30 protein-coding genes are annotated in these 23,872 nt (G+C 67.1%); 21 read left to right on the top strand and 9 right to left on the bottom strand.

Features of this window, described 5'->3' with window-relative positions:
* Positions 1-31: 31 nt before the first annotated feature.
* Together QM732_RS17605 and QM732_RS17600 are read right to left on the bottom strand one after the other, a co-directional pair.
* Complete coding sequence (locus QM732_RS17605; RefSeq protein WP_415657397.1) at positions 32-949, bottom strand: LysR family transcriptional regulator; 918 nt, start codon at positions 947-949, stop codon at positions 32-34.
* 36 nt (positions 950-985) lie between these two features.
* The gene (locus QM732_RS17600) at positions 986-2,428 is read right to left on the bottom strand and encodes a cryptochrome/photolyase family protein (protein ID WP_415657396.1); all 1,443 of its coding nucleotides are present in this window, start codon (positions 2,426-2,428) and stop codon (positions 986-988) included.
* A gap of 23 nt (positions 2,429-2,451) precedes the next feature.
* Here QM732_RS17600 and QM732_RS17595 point away from each other — a divergent pair, with 23 nt between their 5' ends.
* Genes QM732_RS17595 through QM732_RS17570 form a run of 6 tightly spaced genes read left to right on the top strand, consistent with a single transcriptional unit; the run spans position 2,452 to position 6,892 of the window.
* Complete coding sequence (locus tag QM732_RS17595; RefSeq protein WP_415657395.1) at positions 2,452-3,030, top strand: YqgE/AlgH family protein; 579 nt, start codon at positions 2,452-2,454, stop codon at positions 3,028-3,030.
* Positions 3,030-3,428 (top strand): Holliday junction resolvase RuvX, encoded by a 399-nt coding sequence (gene ruvX, locus QM732_RS17590; protein WP_415657394.1) that lies wholly within the window; start codon positions 3,030-3,032, stop codon positions 3,426-3,428. The genes QM732_RS17595 and ruvX overlap by 1 nt, the downstream gene beginning before the upstream one ends.
* A complete protein-coding gene (gene pyrR, locus QM732_RS17585; protein WP_415657393.1) occupies positions 3,425-3,910 on the top strand; it encodes a bifunctional pyr operon transcriptional regulator/uracil phosphoribosyltransferase PyrR in 486 nt (161 codons plus the stop codon). Before ruvX ends, pyrR begins: the two co-directional genes overlap by 4 nt.
* Positions 3,910-4,872 (top strand): aspartate carbamoyltransferase catalytic subunit, encoded by a 963-nt coding sequence (locus QM732_RS17580; protein ID WP_415657392.1) that lies wholly within the window; start codon positions 3,910-3,912, stop codon positions 4,870-4,872. Before pyrR ends, QM732_RS17580 begins: the two co-directional genes overlap by 1 nt.
* Positions 4,869-6,173 (top strand): dihydroorotase, encoded by a 1,305-nt coding sequence (locus QM732_RS17575; RefSeq protein WP_415657391.1) that lies wholly within the window; start codon positions 4,869-4,871, stop codon positions 6,171-6,173. Before QM732_RS17580 ends, QM732_RS17575 begins: the two co-directional genes overlap by 4 nt.
* Positions 6,170-6,892 (top strand): lysophospholipid acyltransferase family protein, encoded by a 723-nt coding sequence (locus tag QM732_RS17570; RefSeq protein ID WP_415657390.1) that lies wholly within the window; start codon positions 6,170-6,172, stop codon positions 6,890-6,892. The genes QM732_RS17575 and QM732_RS17570 overlap by 4 nt, the downstream gene beginning before the upstream one ends.
* Here the strand turns inward: QM732_RS17570 and QM732_RS17565 are convergent.
* A complete protein-coding gene (locus tag QM732_RS17565) occupies positions 6,879-8,294 on the bottom strand; it encodes a PLP-dependent aminotransferase family protein (protein ID WP_415657389.1) in 1,416 nt (471 codons plus the stop codon). The two genes, QM732_RS17570 and QM732_RS17565, sit on opposite strands and share 14 nt — an antisense overlap.
* A gap of 206 nt (positions 8,295-8,500) precedes the next feature.
* Between QM732_RS17565 and QM732_RS17560 the strand changes: the two genes are divergently transcribed.
* The 3 genes from QM732_RS17560 (at position 8,501) to QM732_RS17550 (ending at position 10,826) form a co-directional block, all read left to right on the top strand.
* Positions 8,501-9,784 carry an MFS transporter gene (locus tag QM732_RS17560; RefSeq protein WP_415657388.1) on the top strand — a complete coding sequence of 428 codons (1,284 nt, stop codon included), beginning with the start codon at positions 8,501-8,503 and terminating at the stop codon, positions 9,782-9,784.
* A 75-nt stretch (positions 9,785-9,859) separates the two neighbouring features.
* Positions 9,860-10,171, top strand: a complete 312-nt coding sequence (locus QM732_RS17555) for an autorepressor SdpR family transcription factor (protein WP_415657387.1) — start codon at positions 9,860-9,862, stop codon at positions 10,169-10,171.
* Positions 10,164-10,826 (top strand): SdpI family protein, encoded by a 663-nt coding sequence (locus QM732_RS17550; RefSeq protein ID WP_415657386.1) that lies wholly within the window; start codon positions 10,164-10,166, stop codon positions 10,824-10,826. The genes QM732_RS17555 and QM732_RS17550 overlap by 8 nt, the downstream gene beginning before the upstream one ends.
* 6 nt (positions 10,827-10,832) lie before the next feature.
* Here the strand turns inward: QM732_RS17550 and QM732_RS17545 are convergent, their stop codons facing one another.
* Together QM732_RS17545 and QM732_RS17540 are read right to left on the bottom strand one after the other, a co-directional pair.
* Positions 10,833-11,591, bottom strand: a complete 759-nt coding sequence (locus tag QM732_RS17545) for a hydroxypyruvate isomerase family protein (protein WP_415657385.1) — start codon at positions 11,589-11,591, stop codon at positions 10,833-10,835.
* Positions 11,588-12,211: a DUF4254 domain-containing protein gene (locus QM732_RS17540; protein ID WP_415657384.1), complete on the bottom strand. Its 624-nt coding sequence runs from the start codon at positions 12,209-12,211 to the stop codon at positions 11,588-11,590. Before QM732_RS17540 ends, QM732_RS17545 begins: the two co-directional genes overlap by 4 nt.
* A gap of 38 nt (positions 12,212-12,249) precedes the next feature.
* Here QM732_RS17540 and QM732_RS17535 point away from each other — a divergent pair, with 38 nt between their 5' ends.
* Positions 12,250-13,251, top strand: coding sequence for a glycosyltransferase family 9 protein (locus tag QM732_RS17535; protein ID WP_415657383.1), 1,002 nt, complete (start codon positions 12,250-12,252; stop codon positions 13,249-13,251).
* Here the strand turns inward: QM732_RS17535 and gpmA are convergent.
* Positions 13,185-13,928 carry a 2,3-diphosphoglycerate-dependent phosphoglycerate mutase gene (gene gpmA, locus QM732_RS17530; RefSeq protein ID WP_415657382.1) on the bottom strand — a complete coding sequence of 248 codons (744 nt, stop codon included), beginning with the start codon at positions 13,926-13,928 and terminating at the stop codon, positions 13,185-13,187. The two genes, QM732_RS17535 and gpmA, sit on opposite strands and share 67 nt — an antisense overlap.
* Positions 13,929-14,016: 88 nt before the next feature.
* Here gpmA and QM732_RS17525 point away from each other — a divergent pair, with 88 nt between their 5' ends.
* The 4 genes from QM732_RS17525 (at position 14,017) to QM732_RS17510 (ending at position 16,388) form a co-directional block, all read left to right on the top strand.
* Complete coding sequence (locus tag QM732_RS17525) at positions 14,017-14,427, top strand: rhodanese-like domain-containing protein (RefSeq protein WP_415657381.1); 411 nt, start codon at positions 14,017-14,019, stop codon at positions 14,425-14,427.
* A 35-nt stretch (positions 14,428-14,462) separates the two neighbouring features.
* The gene (grxC, locus tag QM732_RS17520) at positions 14,463-14,723 is read left to right on the top strand and encodes a glutaredoxin 3 (RefSeq protein WP_415657380.1); all 261 of its coding nucleotides are present in this window, start codon (positions 14,463-14,465) and stop codon (positions 14,721-14,723) included.
* A 116-nt stretch (positions 14,724-14,839) separates the two neighbouring features.
* A complete protein-coding gene (secB, locus tag QM732_RS17515; protein ID WP_415657379.1) occupies positions 14,840-15,313 on the top strand; it encodes a protein-export chaperone SecB in 474 nt (157 codons plus the stop codon).
* A gap of 76 nt (positions 15,314-15,389) precedes the next feature.
* The gene (locus tag QM732_RS17510) at positions 15,390-16,388 is read left to right on the top strand and encodes an NAD(P)H-dependent glycerol-3-phosphate dehydrogenase (protein WP_415659406.1); all 999 of its coding nucleotides are present in this window, start codon (positions 15,390-15,392) and stop codon (positions 16,386-16,388) included.
* A 66-nt stretch (positions 16,389-16,454) separates the two neighbouring features.
* Here the strand turns inward: QM732_RS17510 and QM732_RS17505 are convergent, their stop codons facing one another.
* Both QM732_RS17505 and QM732_RS17500 read right to left on the bottom strand, forming a co-directional pair.
* Complete coding sequence (locus QM732_RS17505; RefSeq protein WP_415657378.1) at positions 16,455-16,925, bottom strand: tRNA (cytidine(34)-2'-O)-methyltransferase; 471 nt, start codon at positions 16,923-16,925, stop codon at positions 16,455-16,457.
* A gap of 21 nt (positions 16,926-16,946) precedes the next feature.
* Positions 16,947-17,702: a ComF family protein gene (locus QM732_RS17500; RefSeq protein ID WP_415657377.1), complete on the bottom strand. Its 756-nt coding sequence runs from the start codon at positions 17,700-17,702 to the stop codon at positions 16,947-16,949.
* Positions 17,703-17,725: 23 nt separating this feature from the next.
* On the opposite strand from QM732_RS17500, the gene QM732_RS17495 reads away from it, so the two are divergent.
* The 7 genes from QM732_RS17495 (at position 17,726) to QM732_RS17465 (ending at position 23,592) form a co-directional block, all read left to right on the top strand.
* On the top strand, positions 17,726-18,649 hold the full coding sequence (locus QM732_RS17495) for a methyltransferase domain-containing protein (RefSeq protein ID WP_415657376.1): 924 nt from the start codon (positions 17,726-17,728) through the stop codon (positions 18,647-18,649).
* Between the two features lie 206 nt (positions 18,650-18,855).
* Positions 18,856-20,019, top strand: a complete 1,164-nt coding sequence (gene coxB / locus QM732_RS17490) for a cytochrome c oxidase subunit II (protein ID WP_415659405.1) — start codon at positions 18,856-18,858, stop codon at positions 20,017-20,019.
* Between the two features lie 28 nt (positions 20,020-20,047).
* Positions 20,048-21,694: a cytochrome c oxidase subunit I gene (gene ctaD, locus QM732_RS17485; RefSeq protein WP_415657375.1), complete on the top strand. Its 1,647-nt coding sequence runs from the start codon at positions 20,048-20,050 to the stop codon at positions 21,692-21,694.
* An 11-nt stretch (positions 21,695-21,705) separates the two neighbouring features.
* Positions 21,706-21,816 (top strand): cytochrome oxidase small assembly protein, encoded by a 111-nt coding sequence (locus tag QM732_RS17480; RefSeq protein WP_331174656.1) that lies wholly within the window; start codon positions 21,706-21,708, stop codon positions 21,814-21,816.
* Between the two features lies 1 nt (position 21,817).
* Positions 21,818-22,423: a cytochrome c oxidase assembly protein gene (locus QM732_RS17475; RefSeq protein WP_415657374.1), complete on the top strand. Its 606-nt coding sequence runs from the start codon at positions 21,818-21,820 to the stop codon at positions 22,421-22,423.
* Entirely contained in the window at positions 22,420-22,659 is a 240-nt protein-coding gene (locus QM732_RS17470; protein ID WP_415657373.1) for a DUF2970 domain-containing protein, read from the top strand. The genes QM732_RS17475 and QM732_RS17470 overlap by 4 nt, the downstream gene beginning before the upstream one ends.
* Before the next feature lie 48 nt (positions 22,660-22,707).
* On the top strand, positions 22,708-23,592 hold the full coding sequence (locus tag QM732_RS17465) for a cytochrome c oxidase subunit 3 (RefSeq protein ID WP_415657372.1): 885 nt from the start codon (positions 22,708-22,710) through the stop codon (positions 23,590-23,592).
* A gap of 57 nt (positions 23,593-23,649) precedes the next feature.
* Here the strand turns inward: QM732_RS17465 and QM732_RS17460 are convergent, their stop codons facing one another.
* The gene (locus QM732_RS17460; RefSeq protein WP_415657371.1) at positions 23,650-23,871 is read right to left on the bottom strand and encodes a DUF2909 domain-containing protein; all 222 of its coding nucleotides are present in this window, start codon (positions 23,869-23,871) and stop codon (positions 23,650-23,652) included.
* Position 23,872 lies beyond the last annotated feature (1 nt).

Here is a 23,872-nt window from a genome sequence, read left to right as displayed (position 1 = left end):
CGACGTTTACGCCGCGCGAAACGATCGTGGGTTAACCCTTGAGTTCTTCGGCATGGCTGCGGCAGGCAGCCAGCAGCGACAGCAGATTCGGGTCGCGCTCACGGGTGCGCAGGAAGCAGACGCTGATCTTCTGCCGCATCTCGTAGTGCGGATGCAGCGGCACCAGGGTCACATTGCGCGGCAACACGCTGCGGATGCGCCCCGGCAGCAGCGTGCAGCCGATGCCGCCGCCTACCAAGTTCATCAGCGAGAAGATGTCGTTGGTGGTCATCACCACGTTCGGCTCGAAGCCCGCCACGCGGAAGGCGTCGACGAAGCGGTCGTGCGTGACATAGCCCTCGTTCAGCGACACGAAGCGCTCGTCGGCGAAGGCACTCAGGTCGATCTCCCGCAACTGCGCATGCGGCGAGTCAACGGGCGCGGCGAAGTAGATCTCGTCCTCGAACAGCAATTGCGATTCCACGTCGGGCGCCTCTTCGGGCTGCCCCATGACCGTTGCGTCGAGTGCACCCTCGCGCAGCTTTCGCCGCAGGTCTTGGTTGGAGCCCATCACCAACTCGGTCTGCACGTCCGGGCGGCGTAGCCGCAGGCCCATCAGCAGCGCCGGCACTGTGACGCTTGTCAGCGAGTAGAGTGAGCCGATGCGGATGCGGTCCGCCGCGTAGCCCGCGATCTCACGCGTGGCGCGGATTCCGTGTGCCATCGCCTGCAACACCTCGCGGGCCACGTCGGCCAGCGTGTGGGCAGCGTCATTGGGCTGGAGGTTGCGGCCTTCCAAGCGGAACAGGCTGCAACGTGTACCTGTTTCCAGCGAATGCAGCGCACGGTGCACGCTGACTGCGCTGATGCCCAGCCGTTCCGCTGCGCGCGCCAGACTGCCGCTCTCCATGAAGGCGAGCAGGATCTCGAGCTTTCGGAAGGTGATCTCTTCGTCGATGCGGTTGAGCATGACGGCAGATCCTAGCGATCCTCTGGGGCCGCAGCACTACACCTTGCGGCTCTTGACGACGGCGTAGCGCGCCAGTGTCCGATCCCGAGCCATGGCGTGGTCGACGACGGGGCGCGGGTAGTCCACGCCCTGCATCGCTAGCGGTGCACGCTCCCAGGGGGCGTGGATGGCCTTGCCATCCAGGGTTGCCAGCTCGGGGCAGTAGCGGCGGATGAAGCGCCCGTCGGCGTCGAACTTCTCGCTCTGCGCGGTGGGGTTGAAGATGCGGAAGTAGGGCTGAGCATCGCAGCCGCTGCTGCTGGCCCACTGCCAGCCGCCGTTGTTTGCGGCCAGATCGAAGTCCAGCAGCTGCCGGGCGAACCAGGCCTCGCCGCGGCGCCAGTCCAGCCCAAGGTCCTTGCTCAGGAAGCTGGCCGTGACCATGCGCAGGCGGTTGTGCATGTAGCCGGTCTGGCCGAGCTGGCGCATGGCCGCATCCACCAGCGGGAAGCCGGTGCGGCCATCGCACCATGCCTGGAAGAGGGCGTCGGCCTGTGGGCCCGTGTCCCAGCGGATGGTGTCGTACTCAGGCCGGAACGAAGCCTCCATCGCGTGCGGGTGGTGGTGCATGACCTGGTGATAGAAGTCGCGCCAGATGAGCTCCGACAGCCACACTTCGGCGCCATGGTCGCCGCCTTGCATGCGCTGATGGGCGATGCGGGCAAGGCGGCGAATGGATACGGTACCGAAACGCAGGTGCACGCTCAGATAGCTCGGTCCCTTGAGGGCCGGGAAGTCGCGCCTGGCGTCGTATGCGTCGATGCGATCGAGGAAATCGTCCAGCAGCGCCTCTGCACCGCGGCTGCCCAGGCCGATGTGCCCTGTCAAGCCGGCTGGCTCGAAGCCGATGTCCTGCAGTGCCGGTACGCCCCTGGCCAAGTCGCTCGTCGCCAGTGCCTGTGCATGCCGCTCGACGGGATAGCTGCTCAGGTAGAACCCGTCGACCTTGCGCAGCCAGGCGTTCTTGTAGGGCGTGAACACGCTGTACGGCCCGCCCGTGGCCGTCATGACCTCGCGGCGCTCGAAGACGACATGGTCCTTGAAGCTGTGCAGCTCGACGTTGAAGCCCCGCAGCAGCCCGGCCACACGGGCGTCGCGCTTCAAGGCCTGTGGCTCGTCATCGTGGTTGGTGAACACGGCCTGGACGCCCAGCTCTGCTGCCAGGCGCGGGATTTCGTCAACGGCGTAGCCGTGACGGACGATCAGCGCGCCGCCAAGCTTGCGCAAGTCCAGGTCCAGTTCCCGCAGTGCGCCGAGGATGAACTCCACGCGGCGATCCGCACGGGGCAGGGCGTCCAGGATGTCGCGGTCCAGCACGAAGGCGCAGAACACTTGCCTGGCGCCTCGCAGCGCCCTGTAAAGCGCGGCCTGATCGTCCGCCCGCAGGTCGCGGCGGAACCAGACGAGGGCCCGGTCGACGAGGTCGGCGGAGGGTTTCATACCCGCAGAATAAAATGCTCTTCATGCCCGCCGACCGGATTGTCCTGACCAACCAGTTCCTCATCGCCATGCCCGGCATGGCCGACGAGGCTTTTGCCGGTACGGTGGTTTACCTCTGCGAGCACAACGACAACGGCGCCCTGGGCCTGGTCATCAACAAACCCATTTCGTTGACGCTCGGCCATCTGTTCGAAAAGGTGGAGCTGAGCCCGCCGGCAGAGCCGCTGGCGGACAGCCCGGTCTTCTATGGTGGCCCGGTGCAGACCGATCGCGGTTTCGTACTGCACGAGCCGCTTGACGAGCAGGGGGGGCACTACAACGCCACGCTCGCCGTGCCTGGGGGCCTGGAGATGACCACCAGCCGCGACGTGCTGGAAGCCCTGTCCAATGGCGCCGGCCCCAAGAAGCTGCTCGTCACGCTGGGTTACAGCGGCTGGGCAGCCGGCCAGTTGGAAGAAGAAATCGGTCGCAACGGCTGGCTGACGGTGGACGCTTCGCCGGCCATCATCTTCGACACTCCGGTGGAGCTTCGCTACGAGAAAGCCCTGGGTCTGCTGGGCATCGACCCGCGCATGCTCAGTGCGGACGCGGGGCATGCGTGATGGCCATCATGGCTGACGCGCCCCGCCTTCAATCCTTTCTTGCTTTCGACTTTGGCCTGCGCCGCATCGGCGTGGCCAGTGGCACGCGGCTGCTCGGCTCGGCCGAGCCGCGCGTCACGATCAAGGGGGGCGATTTCGATGCCATCGCCGACCTCATCAAGACCTGGCAGCCCGACGCTCTCGTCATTGGCGTGCCGCGCCACCCCGACGGTGCGCCGCACGAGATGACGGCCAAGGCGCAGAACTTCGGCCGTCGGCTCTCCGGGCGCTACCACCTGCCGGTCTTCGAGGTGGATGAGCGTTACACCAGCGTCGAGGCCGAGGCCGAAGGCGCGCGCGACGTGGACGCTGCGGCCGCCGCACTGATCCTGGAACAGTTTTTTCGAGAACACCCATGAGTGAACTGCTGCTCGATGCCGAGGCCCTGTACCTCGAGCTCAAGAAAGGGGTGCAGCGGCTGCTGACACCCGACACCGCCCTAGTCGGCATCTGGAGTGGCGGCGCGTGGTTGGCCGAGCGGCTGGCGACTGACCTCGGCGTCGCGTCCGGCGTCATCTCCAGCGCGCTGCACCGCGACGACTTCGGCTCGCGTGGCCTCGCGAAGGCCGACCACACGACGCTGCCGTTCGATGTGAACGGTCGCGACATCCTGTTGATCGACGACGTGCTCTACACCGGCCGCACCACGCGTGCAGTCATCAACGAGCTGTTCGATTTCGGTCGTCCGGCGCGCGTTCAGCTGGCCGTACTGGTGGACCGTGGCGGGCGTGAGCTGCCCATTGAGCCGGCCTTCTCCGCGGCCCGTGTCACGCTCAAGCCGGACCAGAGCCTGCGCTTGGTCCGCGGCGAAGACCGACGATTCACGTTCGAGGTGAAGTGATGCTCAGCAAACGAAACCCCCAGCTGAACAAGCACGGAGAGCTCATCCACCTGCTGTCCATCGAAGGGCTGCCGCGTGCGGTCATCGAGCAGATCCTGGACACGGCCGGCAGCTTCCTGTCCGTCAACGACCGCGAGGTCAAGAAGGTGCCGCTGTTGCGCGGCAAGTCGGTGTTCAACCTGTTCTTCGAGAACAGCACCCGCACCCGCACCACCTTCGAGATCGCGGCCAAGCGTCTGTCAGCGGACGTCATCAATCTGGACATCGCGCGCTCCTCCACCGCCAAAGGCGAGACGTTGCTGGACACGGTGGCCAATCTCAGCGCCATGCACGCCGACATGTTCGTCGTACGCCACAGCGAGAGCGGCGCGCCCCACCTCATCGCCCAGCACTGCGCGCCGCATGTGCACGTGGTGAACGCCGGCGACGGCCGCCATGCGCATCCGACGCAGGGGTTGCTGGACATGTACACGATCCGGCACTTCAAGAAGGACTTTCGCAACCTCACAGTGGCGATCGTTGGCGACATCGTGCACTCGCGCGTTGCCCGCAGCGACATTCACGCGCTCAACATCCTTGGCGTGGCAGAGATCCGCGCTGTTGGTCCCAAGACGCTGGTGCCGGGCGACCTGCGCGACATGGGCGTGCGTGTCTGCCACGACATGGCGGAGGGCGTGAAGGACGCCGACGTGGTCATCATGCTGCGCCTGCAGAACGAGCGCATGAACGGCGGCATGCTCCCGAGCAGCGGCGAGTTCTTCAAGCATTTCGGCCTGACTCCGGACAAGCTCGCACTGGCGAGGCCTGACGCCATCGTCATGCATCCGGGGCCCATCAACCGCGGCGTGGAGATTGCATCCGAAGTGGCAGACGGCAAGAGCAGCGTCATCCTTCCTCAAGTGACATTCGGCATCGCTGTCCGAATGGCTGTCATGGCCATCCTCGCAGGGAACGAAGCATGAAGATCCTCATCAAGGGCGGCCGGCTGATCGACCCGGCCTCCAGCCTCGACCGCATCGGCGACCTTGCCATTGCCAACGGCCGAATCGTGCACCTCGGCGACGTGAGCGATTTTGGCGCCGAGCGCACGGTGGACGCCACCGGCCTCATCGTCGCCCCGGGTCTCGTCGACTTGTGCGCCCGCCTGCGCGAGCCTGGGCATGAGCATGAAGGCCTGCTGGAAAGCGAACTGGCGGCTGCTGCGGCTGGCGGTGTGACCAGCCTGGTCTGCCCCCCCGACACTGACCCCGTCCTTGACGAGCCGGGGCTCGTGGAGATGCTGAAGTTTCGCGCCCGCAAGCTCAGCCGCTGCCGGCTGTTCCCGCTGGGCGCATTGACGCGCCAGCTGCAAGGGGCGGCGCTGACTGAGATGGCCGAGCTGACCGAGGCCGGCTGCATCGGCTTTTCGCAGGCCGAGGTGCCGATCAAGGACACGTTGGTGCTGAGTCGCGCGCTGCAGTACGCCGCGACCTATGGCTACACCGTCTGGCTGCGCCCGCAGGACGCCTGGCTGGGCGGCGGCGTGGCCGCCAGCGGTGCCGTGGCGACGCGGCTCGGTCTGTCCGGCGTGCCGGTCAGCGCCGAGACCGTGGCCCTGCACACAATCTTCGAGCTGGTGCGTGCCACCGGCGCGCGGGTGCACCTGTGCCGCATCAGCAGCGCTGCAGGCGTGGAGTTGGTGCGTGCTGCCAAGCGGGACGGCCTGCCTGTCACGGCCGACGTGTCCATCAACTCCCTCCACCTCAGCGACGTCGACATTGGCTACTTCGACTCCGCAATGCGGCTCACGCCGCCGCTGCGACAGGGCCGTGACCGCGATGCGCTGCGCGCCGGCCTGGCCGATGGCACGCTGGATGCGCTGGTGTCCGACCACATGCCTGTGACTAGCGACGAGAAGGCCGTCCCCTTCGCCGAGGCCACGCCGGGAGCCACGGGCCTGGAGCTTTTGCTCAGTATGGCGCTGCGCTGGGCGCGGGACGCGCAGCTGCCGCTGCAGCGCGCGCTGGCCGTCGTCACGGCCGAACCGGTGCGAGTGCTGGGCGGCGCCTTGGGATCGCTGTCAGCCAGTGCCGGCCGCCTGGTGGAGGGGGGGGTGGCCGATGTCTGTGTGTTTGACGCCGATGCGAGCTGGGCCGTCACGCCTGAGGTGCTGGCCAGTCAGGGCAAGCACACACCCTTTGCCTTCGCCTCCAGCGGGTTCGAGCTGCCGGCGCGGGTACGCTGCACGCTGGTGGCGGGCCACATAGCCTACGAAGCAGGATGAGAGCGTTGTGGCGCCTCGCGCGCCTCGCGCCCCATGTGCTGCACGGCCTTTGGATCGTGAGCCGGCACTTCGGCCGCATGACGCCAGCGCGGCGCCATGAGCGCATCCGCTGGTGGTCGGTGAAGACGCTGCGCATCCTTGGCATCGAGCTCAAGGTCTCGGGCCAGGCATCGCCGGCCGGTCATCTGCTGGTGGCCAACCATGTGTCCTGGCTGGACATCGCCGGCGTCCATGCCGTGTTGCCGCAGGCGCGTTTCGTGTCCAAGGCTGACGTGAAGCACTGGCCCCTGATCGGCACGCTGGTGGACGGTGCTGGCACGCTCTTCATCGAGCGTGCCAGCAAGCGCGATGCACTGCGCGTCGTCCATCAGACGGCCGAGGCGCTTAAGAACGGCGACTGCGTGGCGGTCTTCCCTGAAGGCACGACCGGCGCAGGTCCGGGGCTGCTGCCCTTTCATGCCAACCTGCTCCAGGCTGCCGTCACCACCAACGTGCCCGTGTTGCCCGTCGTGCTGCGTTGGTATGAGCCCGGCGAGCGTTTCAGCCCGTCGGCCCGCTTCATTGGCGACATGACGCTGGCTCAGAGCCTGTGGCGCATCGCGTCGGCCCAGGGGCTGGGCATAGAGGTGCAGGTGCTGGATGCCGTCGCGACCGAGGGCCGGGATCGCCGTGCGTTGGCAGAGGCGCTGCGGGCTTTGATCGCGGCTAGGCTGGGCTAGCGCCGGCCAGCATCCGGCAGGCTGCCTCGCCCAGGCGCCGCAGCCCGGCCGCGCGCACCCCCTCCAGCGGATGCGCTGCTGTCAGGCGCAGGCAGTGATCGAAGCGCCCCGACAGGCTGAAGACGCCTCCCGGCACGAAGCCGTAGCCGTCGGCCTGGACCTGTGCCAGCAGCGCCGACGTGTCCAGCCCAGCGGGCAGCTCCACCCAAAGTACATAGCCTGCATCGCCGGCAGACACGCGCGTTCCTGGCGGGAAATGCTGCCTCGCGGCCCGGATCCAGGCCGCCACCTGCTGGCGCAATCGCGATCGCAGCCGGCGCAGATGGGCATCGAAGGCAGGCCCTGCGAGGAAGGAAGCGAGCACTCGATCGGTCAGCAGCGGGATCAGCTCGCCGTGCACCGAGCGCGCCGCGCGCAGCCGCAGGCGGTGGCGTCCGCTGGCGACGCAGCCCAGACTGAAGCCCGGGCCGGTGACGCAGGCTAGGCTGGTGCAGTAGATGACGCCGTCCTCGGCATCGAAGGACTTCAGCGGGCGTCCTTGCTCTGCGCCGCGATGCAGCTCGCCCATCAGGTCGAGCTCAATGATTGCGACGCCGTGGACCTTCAACAGGGTCACCAGAGCCTGCTTGTCGGCGTCGTGCATGGGCCCGGCTGCCGCAGCGAGCAGTCCCAGGTCGATCACGCAGACGGTGGGCCGCTCGCGCGCCAGCCATGCTGTCAGGGCGTCACCGGCCAGCGGCATGGGAAGTTCGACGGGCAGCAGGCCCAGGGCGGTCACCACTTCCAGCATCCGCAGCGAACCTGGTGACGCGACCGCGACGCGGTCGCCGGGGCGCGCCAGCAGGCCCAGGCACAGTTGCAGGGATTCGCCATCACCCTGCGTCAGGACCAGGTCTTCGGCATTGGCTCGCACGCCGCGGCGATCCAGCCGAGCGGCGAACTGCTCGCGCAAGGTCTGGCTGCCGAAGACGCTCCCCGACCCCAGCGCGTCAACCCCGGTCCGCAGGCAGGCGGCCATCTCGCGGCGCAGCGCGGCTAGCGGCAACAACGACGGCGCCAGCGCGAGATGGCTCAGCGACAGCTGGCCCTCCCGTGAGGCGGCCAACGCCATCAACCGCCGCCGCCTGTCTTCCAACTGCAGCGCGGGCGCTGCGGGCGGCGGCTGACTCAGCGGGCCGGTCGCGGCGGCGCGCACGAAGAAGCCGCGCCGGGGCCGGGCCTCGATCCAACCAGCGTCCTCCAGGCGATGTAGGGCATGGGTCACGGTGGCCAAGCTCATGCAGTGGGTCTGGCACAGCTCGCGCACCGAGGGCAGCTGATCGCCGGGGCGGTAGCGGCCTGCGCGCAGGGTATGAATCAGCTCGTTGGCGAGCGCCAGGTAGAGCGGTGGGCGAGAGGTCACGGTTGAGGCGATGAGGGCAACGCGGCAAAAGTTGCAAGGGGCCGAACGATATCGACAGTCGCCCCGGCCGTATCGATGCACGAAGGGGTATCAGCGATGGATACAGCATCGGCCTGTATCCATTGCCTCGGGCGGCCTCTGGGCCTGCCATGGCCGGACAGCCCTGCCTAGAGTCCTGACGCCCGATATTTCCAGGCCTTCCAAGCATGACTTCCTTCGTTGACGCCCTGCGCCATTGCCCGTCCGCCGTGCGCAAGCTCCTGGTTGGTGAGACGGCCGGGCTGTTGGCTACCGCGTGTACCCAGACCACGCTGGCCTGGTGGATCGCAAGTGCCGGCGGCGCGGCCGACCTGGCGCGCTACGGCATGGTCACGGCAGCCTGTGCGCTGGTGGCGCTGCCGCTGCTGTCGCCGCTTGGCGACCGCTGGCCCAAGCATCGTGTGGTGCAGGGGGCGCGCGCCGTGCTGCTGGTCGAGGCGTTGGCGCTGATGGTGCTGGCGTGCATCGAGGCCTACAAATGGCCGTTGCTGTGTCTGTCCGGAGTCTTGTCGGCGCTGGCCGGCGCGGCGTTGTTGCCGGCTCAGGCCAGCTTGCTGCCCGAGCTGGTGGATGGGGCCCGCCTGCCCGAGGTGATTCGGCTGCGGCGCGGGGCCCAGGCGCTGGGCGGGTTGCTGGGCCCTGCAGCGGGCGGTGTCTTGCTGGCGCTGGCCGGCATCGCCGTGGCCTCGGCAGGGGCTCTGCTGCTGGCGCTGCTCGCCGCGGGCGCGGCGTTGCGGCTGGAGCGACCCGGGCGAGTACCGGTCACCGCCGCGTCTGCCGGCTGGCTGGGCGACGTGGGTGCCGGCCTGCGCGCCAAATGGGGTGTTCCCGTCGACCGCTGGTGGACCTTGACGGGTGCCCTGATGATGGTGTTCTTGCTGCCGGCTACTGGCCTGCTGCTGCCATTGCGGCTGCAGGCCCTGGGCCTGTCCGGCGGCTGGCTGGGCGCTTGCCACGCTGCGCTGTCCCTTGGGGTGATGGCCGGCGTTGCGGGCCTGGCGGACGCGCTAATCCGCAGGCTGGATCGCGTGCGCGCGATCGCCGCCGCGATAGGCGCCTGCGCAGGCGCCGTGGCCGTCGTGGGGTGCAGCGCCCGGCCGTTGGTGTTGGTTGCCTGTTTCACGCTGATGGGTTTGTGTATGTCAGTCACGCAGCTGGTGGGTCAGACCCACCGGACGCTCGCGATACCGGAGCTGTTTCGCGCGCGCATGGCGGCGGTGCAGCTGACGCTGGCCCAGTTGGCGGCCACCCTGGCGCCGGCGTTCGCGGGCGTGTTGCTGACGCGCTGGCCTGTCGACGCCGTCTACCTCGGCATGGCAGCGGGTTTCCTGGCCAGCGGCGCGCTGTTGCTTGTCGTCCCTGGGCTGGGACCCTTCCTTCGGCTCGACCACGAGCAGGTCAGGGACTGGTACGGGCGGCGCTATCCACAGGCGTTTGCGCCCAGGCGCTGACGCGCGGGACAGGCACCCCGGAACGCTTCACCTCCGGGGGTGCTAATATTTTGCTAATTGGCAAAATAGCGAATCATGGACAAGGTCTTCAAGGCACTGAGCGACCCGACGCGGCGGCGCATCCTGCAGCTGTTGCGCGAGCGGGAGATGACTGCCGGCGAGCTGGCCGCTTGCTTCGAATTGTCCAAGCCGACGCTGTCGGGCCACTTCGCCGTGCTGCGGGAGGCCGACCTCGTGAGCTCCGACCGCAGTGGCACCACCATCACTTACCGGCTCAACGTGTCGACGCTGGAGGAGGCCCTGCTGGGCTTCGCCGAAGTCTTCGGCATTGGCGAGGTCAAGGCGAAAACACCATCTCCACACAAGGCAGGAAGCTCCCATGCTTGAACGTTTCGGCACCCGTATCCAGATCGCGCTGATCGCCGCCATGGCCTTGGCAGGCGCCTGGGTCTTCTTGCAGCTGCCCGAGGGCTCCCAGGTGCCGGTGCACTTCAACGCGCAGGGCGAGGCCGACGGCTGGGCTGCGGCCGGGCTGGGGCTCTTCATGCTGCCCGTGCTGGCCCTCGGTCTGCTCGCCCTCCAATGGGTGCTGCCGCAGCTGGACCCGCGCGGCGACAACTTGCGCAAGTCCGGCAAGGCGCTGGCAACGATCTGGCTGGCGATCACGCTGTTGCTGGCGCTGGTGCAGGCCCAGGTCGTGGCGATGTCGCTCGGCCTGTCCGGCCCCGCGCCCCGGCTGCCCATGTTGCTGATGGGTGGCCTGTTCGTCTTCATGGGCAATGTGCTGGGCAAGCTGCGCTCCAACTACACCGTCGGCATCCGCACGCCTTGGACGCTGGACAACGAGCGGGTCTGGGACCAGACACACCGCTTCGCCGGGAAGGTCTTCGTCGTGGCAGGCTTGCTGCTGGTGGCACTGTCGATGTCGCCGCTGCCGCCGCAATGGCAGGCCGGTGCCATCTGCGGAACGGCGCTGGCTGCGGCGGCGGTGTCGGTACTGAAGTCCTACTGGCTGTGGCGTCGGCAGCGGGGCGGGACCTGAGCGAGATCAGCCCAGCCAGGCCAGCCCGGCTCGCGTGTCGCCGCGCGGCCGGTACTCCAGGCCGATGGTGCCGCGCCAGCCGCGCTCGTCGAGCAGCGCGAGTTCGGCCGCGTACTCGTTCGCCTCGGGTTCGTGTCGGCCCTTGACGCCCGCGATTTGCACGTGTCCCAGCAGGTCCAGGTCCAGCGCCCGGACAAGGTGGGTCAGCGATTCGCCGTCTTCGGCCATACGGCAGTGGTAGAGGTCCAGTTGCAGCTTCACGCACGGCGACCCCAGCGCGGCCAGCAGTTCCAGCGCCTGGGCCTGCCGGTGCAGGAAATAGCCGGACATGTCGCGGCGGTTGATGGGTTCGATGGTCAGTGTCAAACCCGCGGGCGCGTGCTCGGCCGCCCAGGCAAGGTTGGCGAGCCAGGTGGCACGCGTCCTGACGCCGTCCTCGGCGATGCCCGACATCAGGTGCACGACGGGCGCGCCGACCTGCCCGGCAAGCTCGAAGCCGCGCAGGCAGTGGTCGCGGAATTCGGCTTCCCGCCCAGGCAGGGCGGCCAGGCCACGCTCGCCCCCTGCCCAGTCTCCCGCTGGCGCGTTGAGCAATGCTACGGGCAGACCGTCCAGTTGCGCGAGCAGCGCCGCGCGCTCCTGCTGGTGGGCCAACAGCATCTCGACGCGGCCGAAGCCGTCGGCACGCGCGGCGGCGATGCGGTCGAGGTAGGCCAGCTCCGGATAGAGCCAGTCCAGGTTGGCAGCGAAGCGGGGCGGGATCAAGTGGACTCAGCCACCAGGGCCGGATTCAGGCGCGGGTCGTTGTACATCTTGAACTGGCGGTAGACCTTGAAATAGGCCCGGCCGGCGCGGGCGTCGGCCAGCAGTTCGTCATAGCAGTGACCCAGGTCGGTGCGCTGCTGCGTCAGCTGCTGCAGCCGCTCGGTGCAGAGCCGGCGATGCGCATCGTCGACGTCGCCGCGCAACGTCTGCTCGCGCATCGCGGCGATTTTCAGGCCCAGGATGGAGATGCGGTCCAGCATGGAGCCGGCGGTCTCGCTGTTCAGCCGCACTCCGCCCTGCACGGTCGAGCGGGGTAGGGGACTGGCAAGCGTCTCGGGGTCGACAAGGCGCAGCGCGCCGAGCAAGAACTCGTCGATGCGTTCGACGGCATCGTTGCGGGCCTGGTTGTGGCGGTCAATGGCGCGCTTGTTGGCGACTATCTCTGCGTCGACCGCCAGCGTACGGCGCGCCAGGTCTTCCTGGGCCCAGAGGCTGCGGTTGTGAAAGTGGTTGGCGGCAATGCAGCCGGCCAGGTCTGTTGTCTCGGCCGCCACGGGGGGCTCGGCGAGAGCCTGATCGTGTGCGGCGATGACGTCGGCGGAGGTGGGAAGGGAGATCATGGGGCGCGAGAATCTCACACCATTTTGACGATTCGCTGATGATAAAAGCCCGGCCATTGATTGTTCGCCTGCGCAATTTCGTCGGCGACACGGTGTTGAGCCTGCCTGCGCTGCGGCTGCTGCAGGAACATGGCCATCGGCTGGAGCTGGTGGGCAAGGGCTGGGCGCGCAGCCTGCTGGAGGCCGAGGGCTGGCCGGTGCATGTCCGGCCCGCCGGCCTGCGCGAGCGCGTCGCGCAGTTGCGCGAGTTGCGACGGCGCCTGGTGGCAGAGGATCCGGGCTTCGACGGGCGCTCGAACACGCTGCTGCTGCCCTATGCGTTCTCGGCCGCGTTGGATGGGCGCCTGGCCGGATTGCATTCAGAAGGGCATGCCGGTGAAGGCCGCAGCGGGTTGCTGCGGCGTGCCCACGCGCGCCGCGAGGGCCGGCATGCGCTGCAGGAATACTGGGAGCTGGCCTGCGACTTCCTTGGCATCGAGGCCGAGCCGCCCGAGAGCATCGGCCTGCGGGTCAGCGAGGCGCAGCGCGAGCGGGCCCGGGCACTGCTGGCGGCACAGGGCATAGCGCCTGGCCGTTTCGTGCTGATCTGCCCATTCGCCAATGGGCGCGTGGAATTCCTCGATCGCAGCTGGCCTGCCTTCCCGGAGTTCGTGCGCAAACTGCATGCGGCTGGGCGCCGTGTCGTCATCGTGCCGGGGCCTGCGGAAGTGCAGGGCGCCCGGGACCTTTATCCCGCTGCTACCCGCCTCGAAGGTGTGGCCCTTGGGGACTACAACGCGCTGCTGCAACTGGCCGGCGTCGTGGTGGCCAACGACACGGGGCCGGCGCACATGACCGCGGGCGTTGGCGCGCGGCTGCTGAGCATCTGGGGACCGGTCGACGCCGACCGCTGGGCGCCATGGGGGCCTACCGTCACGCTGTTGCGGCGCCAGCCCGGGTGGGTCGGTGTCGACGAGGTCCAGTCAGCGGTAGATCAGGCCTTGCCCTGGGCCGCGACAGCGGCGGCGGCCTTGGCGGCCGCTTCGGCGTCGCCCAGGTAGTAGCTCTTGATGGGCTTGAGGTCGGCGTCCAGCTCGTAGACCAGCGGGATGCCGTTGGGGATGTTGACGCCTACGATAGCGTCATCGGCGATACCGTCCAGATATTTGACCAGCGCACGGATGCTGTTGCCGTGGGCGGCGATCAGCACCCGCTGGCCGCTCTTGATGGTCGGTGCAATGGTCTCGTTCCAGAAGGGCAGCACGCGGGCGACGGTGTCCTTCAGGCATTCGGTCAGCGGCACCTCGCCGTCCTTCAGGCCGGCGTAGCGGCGATCGCCGCGCTCGCTGCGCGGGTCGCCCGCTTCCAGCGCCGGCGGCGGCGTGTCGTAGCTGCGGCGCCAGATCAGCACCTGCTCGTCGCCGTACTGCTTGGCCATGTCGGCCTTGTTGAGCCCCTGCAGCGCGCCGTAGTGGCGCTCGTTCAGGCGCCAGGCGTGGCGCACCGGCAGCCACGTGCGCTCCATCTGGTCCAGGCAGTGCCACAGCGTCCAGACGGCGCGCTTGAGCACCGAGGTGTAGGCGATGTCGAAGTCGTAGCCCGCTTCCTTCAGCAGCCGCCCGGCCGTCTTGGCCTGCTCCACGCCGGTGGGGGTCAGGTCCACATCGGTCCAGCCGGTGAAGCGGTTTTCCAGGTTCCAGGTCGATTCGCCGTGGCGGATGAGGACGAGCTTGTACATGGGCAAGAGGCGCGCAGGTGGTGGGAAGCGGCGGATTATCCGACCCGGCGATAATCAGCGGCTTCGTTGAATTACACGGGATGCTTGCTTGAACTTCCTGATCGAGAACTGGTTTTTGCTCGTCGCCGCAGTCGTGTCCGGCGGCATGCTGCTCTGGCCCCTGCTGGTGTCGGGCTCACGAGGTGCTGCTGTCGGTCCCGCCGAGGCGGTGCAACTGATCAACCGTGAGAAGGGCGTGCTCATCGATGTCAGCGAGCCCGAGGAGTTCGCCAAGTGCCACGCCGCTGGTGCGCGCAACATCCCCTTCGGCCAGATCGAGAGCCACAAGTCCTTGCCCAGCAACAAGGCCCTGCCGCTGGTGTTGGTGTGCCCGACCGGCGCACGCGCCGGGCGCGCTGCTGGCATGCTGCGCAAGCTGGGCTACGAGAAGGCCCGCGTGCTGGCAGGTGGCCTGAAGGCCTGGCGCGACGCCAATCTGCCGGTCGAGAAGTCCGCCTGAGCGGGCTTTCGCAAGGCTTCCGAGAGGATTGGTGAATGGCTTCCGTCAAGATGTATACGACCCTGGTCTGCCCTTTCTGCGTCCGCGCCAAGATGCTGCTGAAGCAGCGCGGCGTGGAGCAGATCGACGAGATCCGAGTCGACCTGAACCCGACCGAACGCCAGGCCATGATGGACAAGACCGGCCGCCGCACCGTGCCGCAGATCTTCATCGGCGACACCCATGTCGGGGGGTGCGACGACCTGATTGCGCTGGATCAGCGGGGCGGCTTGCTGCCCTTGCTCCAGTCGGCCTGATTTCAAGCCCGGGCAAGCCCCGGGCGGTCTGTCACGGGCCCTCGCCCATAATCCGCCTACCGCCCGCAGCATGCCGCCTGCGGGCTTTTGTTTGACGCTCCGCTAGAAAGAGTCCCATGGCCGACGAGATCCAAGCCGCCCCCGAAGGCACACCCGTGTTCCAGATCCAGCGCATGTACCTGAAGGATCTGTCGCTGGAGCAGCCCAACGCGCCGCATATCCTCCTGGAGCAGCAGCAGCCGCAGGTCGACATCAACCTGGCACTGTCTGCCGAGAACGTCACCGACGGCATCTTCGAGGTCTGCGTCACGGCCACCGTCAATACCAAGGTCGGCGACAAGACGCTGTTCCTGGTCGAGGCCAAGCAGGCAGGTATCTTCGAGATCCGCAATGTGCCGCAGGATCAGGTCGAAGGCATCTTGGGCATTGTCTGCCCGCAGATGGTCTACCCCTACCTGCGCGCCATCGTCTCCGATGTCTGCACGCGCGCCGGCTTCCCGCCCGTGCTGCTGACGGAAGTGAACTTCCAGGCCATGTTCGAAGCCCAGCAGGCGCAGCTCGCGGCGCAGGGCGGCCAGGCGGTCAACTGAAAGTAGCGCCCCTCTTGACGACGCCCCGCCCCATGCGGGGCGTTTTACTTGGTGGACACTCCCACGCATGACGATGATGAAGATCAGCGTGCTCGGCGCCGGCGCCTGGGGCACGGCCCTGGCCATCCAGGCTGCCAACGCAGGCCATGAGGTGCTGCTGTGGGGGCGCGACGGTGCCGCCATCAAGCGGATGCGCGCTGACCGTCGCAATGCGGCCTATCTGCCGGACAGCGAACTGCCGGCTGCTCTGAACCTGAGTGCCGACCGCGACGCCGCGATCGGCCATTGCGCCCAGGGCCTGACCATTGTTGCCACGCCGATGTCCGGTCTTCGCGAGACTCTGGCCACTCTGCCGTCCACGCACCGCGTGCTGTGGCTGTGCAAGGGCTTCGAGGCCGGAACGGGGCGGCTGGGTCACGAGATCGCCCGCGAGCTGCAGCCGGCACTGCGCGTGGGCGTGCTGTCAGGCCCCAGCTTTGCGCAGGAGGTGGCCGCTGGAAGGCCGACGGCGCTGGTCGCGGCCAGCGAGGATGCCGGCCTAGCGCAGGCAGCCGTTGATGCTTTCCACGGCGACAGACTTCGTGTCTATACCTCTACCGACCCAGTCGGCGTCGAGGTTGGTGGCGCGGTCAAGAACGTCATGGCCATCGCGGTGGGTGTCTGTGATGGCCTGTCGGGCGTCGCGCCGGATGCGCCGGGCCTGAATGCGCGCGCCGCCCTGATCACGCGTGGCTTGGCCGAGATGCTGCGCCTCGGTCAGGCGCTGGGCGCTCGGGCCGAGACCTTCATGGGCCTTTCGGGCCTTGGTGACCTGGTGCTGACGGCTACCGGCGATCTGTCGCGCAACCGCCGCGTCGGCCTGATGCTGGCGCAAGGCTTGGCCCTGCCACAGATCCTGGCCCAGCTGGGCCACGTGGCCGAAGGTGTCTACAGCGCCCCCACGGTGCTGGCGCGCGCGCGCGAGGCAGGTGTCGAGATGCCTATCACCGAGGCCATGGTGGCCTTGCTGGAAGGCCAGCTGCGCGTGACGGAGGCGATTGCCCGTTTGATGGGCCGTGACGCGCGGGCGGAATAGAGCCGTCGGGCTGAGCGACGGGCCCATGGGGTGCCGTCCAAGGTGTGCCCTGGCCGAAGGGCTTGCCTACGTCCCGCCTGCGTAATCGTTCTGTCGCCAGGCCTCGAAGACGGCCACCGCGACGCTGTTGCTCAGGTTGAGGCTGCGCTGGCCCTCACGCATCGGCAGGCGCACGCGCTGTGCGGTGGGGAAGCTCTCGCGCAGCGTCGGCGCCAGTCCGGCCGTCTCGCTGCCAAAGACCAGCCAGTCGCCCGGCAGCCAGGCAACCTCGCCAAAGGGCCGGCTGCCGCGCGTCGTGAAGGCGAACATGCGCGCCGCGTCGGGAGACTCGGTCATGAGGAATGCAGCCCAATCGGCATGTCGGTGCACGCGGGCGTACTCGTGATAGTCCAGGCCGGCACGCTGCAGCAACCGGTCCTCCATGGAGAAACCCAGCGGTTCGATCAGGTGCAGGCTGCTGCCGGTGTTGGCCGCGAGCCGGATCACATTGCCGGTGTTGGGCGGTATCTCCGGCTGGACAAGGACGATGTTGAACATGTCCGGGAGTATCCGCCGCCCTCATGTGCCCTCAGGTTCTGGGGTGCGCGCGACGACCCAGGCCTGCACGCTCATGACCCCGCCCTGCAGCAGCACGCCAGCCAGCTCGAACAGCGTGGCACCGCTTGTCATCACATCGTCCAGCAGCGCCACACTGGTGCCGCGCAGGCGGGCCGCATGGCGAGGCTCTATGGCGAAAGCGCCGCGCACATTGGCTGCGCGCGCTTCCAGCTCCAGCCCGGCCTGGGCGGGGGAATGCCTAACACGCAGCAGCATCTCGGGTTTGCAGCGAAGGTCGCGCCGTCGCGCCAGCGCGCGGGCCAGTTCATTCGACTGGTTGTAGCCGCGCACGCGCAGGCGTTCGGGGGACATCGGCACGGGCAGCAGCCAGTCCGGCGCATCGACCTCGGCCGCGGTCAGCGCGGTGTTCAGCCGCTCGAGCAGGCTCTCGCGCAGGTCCAGTGCCTGGTGGTGCTTGAGTTGTTGAAGCAGGCCGTCCCAGGGGAAGCAGTAGTCCAGCGCGGCGACAGTGCGGTCCAGGGGCGGTGCTTCGCGCAGACAGCGCCCGCATTGCGGTTGTGGCCGGCCGAGGAGCTCCAGCGGCAGGCGGGCCGCGCAGGTCCAGCAACGCGGCTGCGGGCGGGCATAAAGGGCCAGGCAGCTTTCGCAGACGGCCTGGTGGCTCCAGGCACGACAGACGGTGCACTGGCCGGCGCAGCGCAGCAACACCTTCCCGATCAGTGCGGGCTTGATGGCGGGCAGCCGGCGCTCTGGCATCGTCTCAATATACTGAGCAGCCCATGAACGAGCCGGCGCCGCCCCCTACTTCAAACAAGGGGCCGCGGCCCCAGGATCTTGATGCGGCTGCGCTGCAGCATCAGGCCCGGCGCCTCTCCAGGGCCGACCAGCCCCCCTGGCTGCATGCCGAGGTGGCGGGGCGCATGGCCGAGCGCCTGGGCTACATCAAGCTCCGGCCGGGCCGGGTGCTCGATGCCGCGCCGGCGCTGGGCGCCAGTGCGGAGCTGTTGCGGCTTGCCTACCCTGATGCCCAGATGCTGTGGCACGAGACCGACGCCCTGCTGGCAGCGCGTGCCGCCGAGGCCCGCTCGCTGAACTGGTGGCGCAGGCTGCGCGGCGCGTCCATGGGTCAGGTCGAGGTGCTGCCCGCCAGGCCCGAGGTGGACCTGGTCTGGTCCAACATGGCTCTGCATGCCTGCATCGACCTGCCTGCGCTGCTGGAGGCCTGGCAGGCCAGCATCGCCGTGGGCGGCTTCGTGATGTTCTCCTGCTTGGGGCCGGACAGCTTCGTCGAGCTGCGCGCGCTGTACGCCCGCAACGGCTGGGGCCGACCGGCGCCGGACTGGTGGGACATGCATGACATCGGCGACCTCGTGCTGAAGGCCGGCTTTGCCGACCCCGTCATGGACCAGCAGCGCCTGCGCCTGACCTGGGCCAGCCCCGATAGTCTGTTGGCCGACCTGCGCGCGCTGGGGGGCAATCTTGCGCCGACGCGCTTTGGCGGCCTGCGCGGCCGCGGCTGGAGGCAGCGGCTGATGGCGGAGCTGGATACGCTGCGCGATGCCGAAGGGCGCCTGGCGCTGACACTGGAGCTGGTCTTCGGCCATGCCTTCAAGGCCGCGCCGCGGCTGACTGTTGCGGCCGAGACCCATGTGTCCGTCGACGCCATGCGCGCCTCGCTGCGCAAGGGTCGCGAACCGGGCTGATCTGCACCAGGAGTGGGTGATTCCCCGGGGCTGGCACGGGTCTGGGGCGGGATATGCCTGGGCTAAACTCTTGCGCCGCATCAAGGGCTGGGCATAAATCCGGTCCACCTCACGGAACTTGCGTCGCAAATCAGGCTATATGGCCGGATTGCAAGCCCCGCACCTCTAAGAACCAAGTGACAACCATGACGATGATGAACGCACGAGTGCAGAGCGCCTCACGCGCTTGGGGCCGTTGGGCCGCGGCGGCGATGGCCCTGGCAGCGGGTCCGGCCCTGGCGGTGAACGATCTCAAGGGTGGCCCTGGCGTCAATCAGCTCAATCTGCACGAACCGGTGACCAACATCGCCCGTGACCAGATGTGGTTGCACAACTTCATGCTGATCATCTGCCTGGCGATCTTCGTCGCGGTGTTCGGTGTGATGTTCTATTCCATCTTCAAGCACCGCAAGTCAAAGGGCGCGGTGTCAGCCAATTTCCACGAGAGCGTGGCCGTCGAGATCGCCTGGACGGTGGTGCCCTTCCTCATCGTCATCGGCATGGCCCTGCCGGCCACCAAGGTCGTCGTCGCGATGAAGGACACCACCAACGCCGACGTGACCATCAAGGCTACCGGTTACCAGTGGAAGTGGGGCTACGACTACCTGAAGGGCGAAGGCGAGGGCATTGGCTTCCTGGCCACGCTGGACACCGAGCAGCGCGAAGCGTCCAACTCCGGCAACCCCGCACCGGTCGACAACTACCTGCTCAAGGTGGACAACCCGCTGGTGGTGCCGGTGGACAAGAAGGTCCGCATCATCACGACGGCCAACGACGTCATCCACGCCTGGATGGTGCCGGCCTTCGGCGTCAAGCAGGATGCCATCCCCGGTTTCGTGCGCGACACCTGGTTCAAGGCCGAGAAGATCGGCGACTACTATGGCCAGTGCGCGGAGCTGTGCGGCAAGGAGCACGCCTACATGCCCATCCACGTCAAGGTCGTGTCCGCCGAGGACTACACCAAGTGGGTCGAGGGCAAGCACAAGGAAATGGCCGCCAAGGCTGACGATCCGAGCAAGGTCTGGGAGCAGGCCGCCCTGATCGCCCGCGGCGAGAAGGTCTATGCCGCCAACTGTGCGGTCTGCCACAAGGCCGACGGCACCGGCGCCGGCCCCATCAAGCCCCTGGACAAATCGCCCGTCGTGCTGGCAGAGAACCATCTGGAGCAGATCCAGGTCGTGCTGAATGGCCGCATGGACAAGGGCATGCCTGCCTGGAAGCAGCTGAGCGACACCGACATCGCCGCGCTGGTCACGTACACGAAGAACAGCTGGTCCAACAAGACGGGCCAGACGGTGCAGCCGGCCGAAGTGGTCGCCGCCCGAAAGTAATTCCGAACGCCGAATCAGAGGAAATCACATGAGTGCAGTGCTCCCCCCCCACGGCGTTCACGGTGGCCATGCTGGCGACCACGCCCACGACGATCACCATGACCATCACGCGCCCACCGGCTGGCGCCGCTGGGTCTTCGCGACCAACCACAAGGACATCGGCACGCTGTACCTGCTGTTCAGCTTCACGATGCTGATGATTGGCGGCATCCTGGCGCTGTGCATCCGCGCCGAGCTGTTCAAGCCGGGCCTGCAGTTCTTCAACCCGGAGCTGTTCAACCAGTTCACGACCATGCATGGTCTGATCATGGTGTTCGGCGCGATCATGCCGGCCTTCGTCGGCTTCGCGAACTGGATGATCCCGCTGCAGATCGGTGCCAGTGACATGGCCTTCGCGCGGATGAACAACTTCAGCTTCTGGCTGATGATCCCCGCGGCCATCATGCTGGTCGCCAGCTTCTTCATGCCCGGTGGTGCACCCGCCGCCGGCTGGACGCTCTACGCGCCACTGACGCTGCAGATGGGCCCCTCCATGGATGCAGGCATCTTCGCGATGCACATCCTGGGTGCCTCGTCCATCATGGGCTCGATCAACATCATCGTGACCATCCTCAACATGCGCGCCCCCGGCATGACGCTGATGAAGATGCCGATGTTCGCCTGGACCTGGCTGATCACCGCCTACCTGCTGATCGCGGTGATGCCGGTGCTGGCAGGCGCCATCACGATGACGCTGACCGACCGCCACTTCGGCACCGCCTTCTTTAACCCGGCGGGCGGCGGCGACCCGGTCATGTACCAGCACATCTTCTGGTTCTTCGGCCACCCCGAGGTCTACATCATGATCTTGCCGGCCTTCGGCATCATCAGCCAGATCGTGCCGGCCTTCGCCCGCAAGCGCCTGTTCGGCTATGCCTCCATGGTGTACGCCACGGCTTCCATTGCCATCCTGTCCTTCATTGTCTGGGCTCACCATATGTTCGCCACCGGCATGCCGGTGACGGGCCAGCTGTTCTTCATGTACGCGACCATGCTGATCGCGGTGCCGACGGGCGTGAAGATCTTCAACTGGCTGGCCACGATGTGGCGTGGCTCGATGACTTTCGAGACGCCCATGCTGTGGGCCGTGGGCTTCATCTTCGTGTTCACGATGGGTGGCTTCACCGGCCTGATCTGTGCGATGGCTCCCATCGACATCCAGATCCAGGACACCTACTACGTCGTCGCCCACTTCCACTACGTGCTCGTGGCCGGCTCGCTGTACGCCCTGTTTGCCGGTGTGTACTACTGGGGTCCGAAGTGGACCGGCGTGATGTATTCGGAGACGCGCGGCAAGATCCACTTCTGGGGCTCGCTGATCTTCTTCAACATCACCTTCTTCCCGATGCATTTCCTCGGCCTGGCCGGCATGCCGCGTCGCTATGCCGACTACCCAATGCAGTTCACCGACTTCAACCAGATCGCCTCGGTGGGCGCATTCGGCTTCGGTTTGATGCAGGTCTACTTCTTCCTCTTCGTCGTCGTGCCCATGATGCGCGGCAAGGGTGAGAAGGCTCCGCAGAAGCCTTGGGAAGCCGCCGAAGGCCTGGAATGGGAAGTGCCGTCGCCGGCCCCCTTCCATACCTTCGAAGAGCCGCCCAAGCTGGACGCTTCGGCCACCAAGATCGTCGGCTGAGGAGCCCGGTCGTGACGCCCGAGCAGCGTAAGAGCAATCGTCGGCTGGGCCTGATCCTGCTGACGGTGGCCCTGGCCTTCGGTTTCGGCTTCATCGCCAAGATGGTGCTGTTCGCCCACTGAGATGCGCTTCCTCGCCGCGCTTCACCGAGACAACCGCCAGCTCCTCATGAAGCTGGCGCTCATCGTCGCGTTGATGTTCGGCTTCGGCTATGCGCTGGTGCCGCTCTACAAGGCGATCTGCGAGGCGCTGGGGATCAACGTGCTCTCGTTGTCAGAGCGGCAGACGCTGCTGGCCGACAAGGGCATCGCGAACGGCAACGGTCAGGTCGACTACAGCCGCGAGATCACGGTGGAATTCGATACCAATGCTCGTGGCCCCTGGGACTTCAAGCCCGCCGTTCGCCATATGACGGTCCATCCGGGCGAACTGAGCCAGGTCATGTACGAGTTCCGCAACAAGCAGGACCGCACCATGGCTGCCCAGGCCATCCCGAGCTATGCGCCGATGCAGGCCAGCGCGCACTTCAACAAGCTGGAGTGCTTCTGCTTCAATGAATACACGCTCAAGCCGGGCGAGACCAAGCAGTGGCCGGTCGTGTTCGTCATTGACCCCAAGCTGCCCAAGGACGTGAAGACCATCACGTTGTCCTACACGTTCTTCGAGGTGGCGGGCAAGGGTGGGGTCAAGCTCGGCGAGGCGCCAAAGGGTGCGGGAGCCGCGTTGTGAGCGAGGCCGGCAAGGATCTGAAGGAAGCCGTGGGCCGCAAGGCTTCGCCGCTGCAGACGATCTCGGCCGTGGCTTGGGGTTTCTTCGGCGTGCGCCGGGGCAAGGACCGTGAGAGCGACATGGCCAAGCTCAATCCGGTGCACGTCATCATCGCGGGCCTGATTGGCGCCGCCCTGTTTGTATTGATGCTGGTGCTGCTGATCCGCTGGGTCGTCGGCAGCGGTGTGGCGGCCTGAAGCGTGGCCGCGACAAGGTTTAGAACGAGCGAGAACTAGGAGAACGACATGTCGGCAGCGACAACCCCGGGCAAGACCCCGTACTACTTCGTCCCCGCACCTTCGCGGCATCCGGTGATGGCCGCCACCGGCCTGTTCTTCGTCATCCTTGGTGCCGGCCAGTGGGTCAATGGCCATGGCTGGGGCATGTACTCGCTGTTCGGCGGCCTGGCCCTGTGGGCCTTCGTGCTGCAGCAGTGGTTCCGCGACGCCATCGGCGAGAGCGAGGGCGGCCTCTACAGCGACCGCATCGACCTCTCCTTCCGCTGGAGCATGGGCTGGTTCATCTTCTCCGAGGTGATGTTCTTTGCTGCATTCTTCGGCGCGCTGTACTGGGCGCGCGTCTTTTCGGTGCCCTCGCTGGGCAGCCTGGAGAACTCGCTGCTGTGGCCGGACTTCAAGGCCATCTGGCCCAGCACCGCGCCCGGCTTCACTGCCGCGCCGGGCGGTACCGTCGAGGCCTTCAGCACCATGGGCCCATGGCCCATCCCGACGATCAATACCGCACTGCTGCTGACCTCGGGCGTCACGCTGACCATCGCCCACCACGCGCTGATCGCCGGCAACCGCGCCAAGACCATCGCCTGGATGTGGATCACCGTGCTGCTGGGGATCACCTTCCTCGGCTTCCAGGCCTATGAGTACCACCACGCCTACGCGGATCTCAACCTCAAGCTCAGCTCTGGCATCTTCGGTTCCACGTTCTTCCTGCTGACCGGCTTCCACGGCTTCCACGTCTGCGTGGGTGCGCTGATGCTGCTGTTCATCACGATCCGTCTGATGAAGGGCCACTTCACCGCGGACCGCCACTTCGGCTTCGAGGGCGCCGCCTGGTACTGGCACTTCGTCGACGTCGTCTGGCTGGGCCTGTACGTCGTCGTCTACTGGATGTGACGCGGTCGACCCCGCAAGACAAAAGCGCCGCAGTCGCGGCGCTTTTTTTTGATCCACTCAGGACCGTACCGGCAGCCCCGTGGGCTGTATCCAGCCCAGCTTCCAGCTCAGCAGGATGATGAGGAACAGTGCCACCGATAGCGCCACCCGCAGGGCCAGCGCGCGAGCCATGTTGGGGCTGCGCTTGCTGTCGCCGCGGCCCTTGCGCAGCATGAAGAAGCCGGCCGCGGCCAGCGCGCCGAGGATGCCGATGAAGGCGATCAGGAACACGAATTTCATG

Origin of the sequence: Roseateles sp., assembly GCF_047654805.1 — a bacterium.
GTDB lineage: Bacteria > Pseudomonadota > Gammaproteobacteria > Burkholderiales > Burkholderiaceae_C > Pelomonas.
The sequence above is the reverse complement of the archived record's forward strand: the minus strand, read 5'-3'. Positions and strand labels throughout refer to the sequence as shown.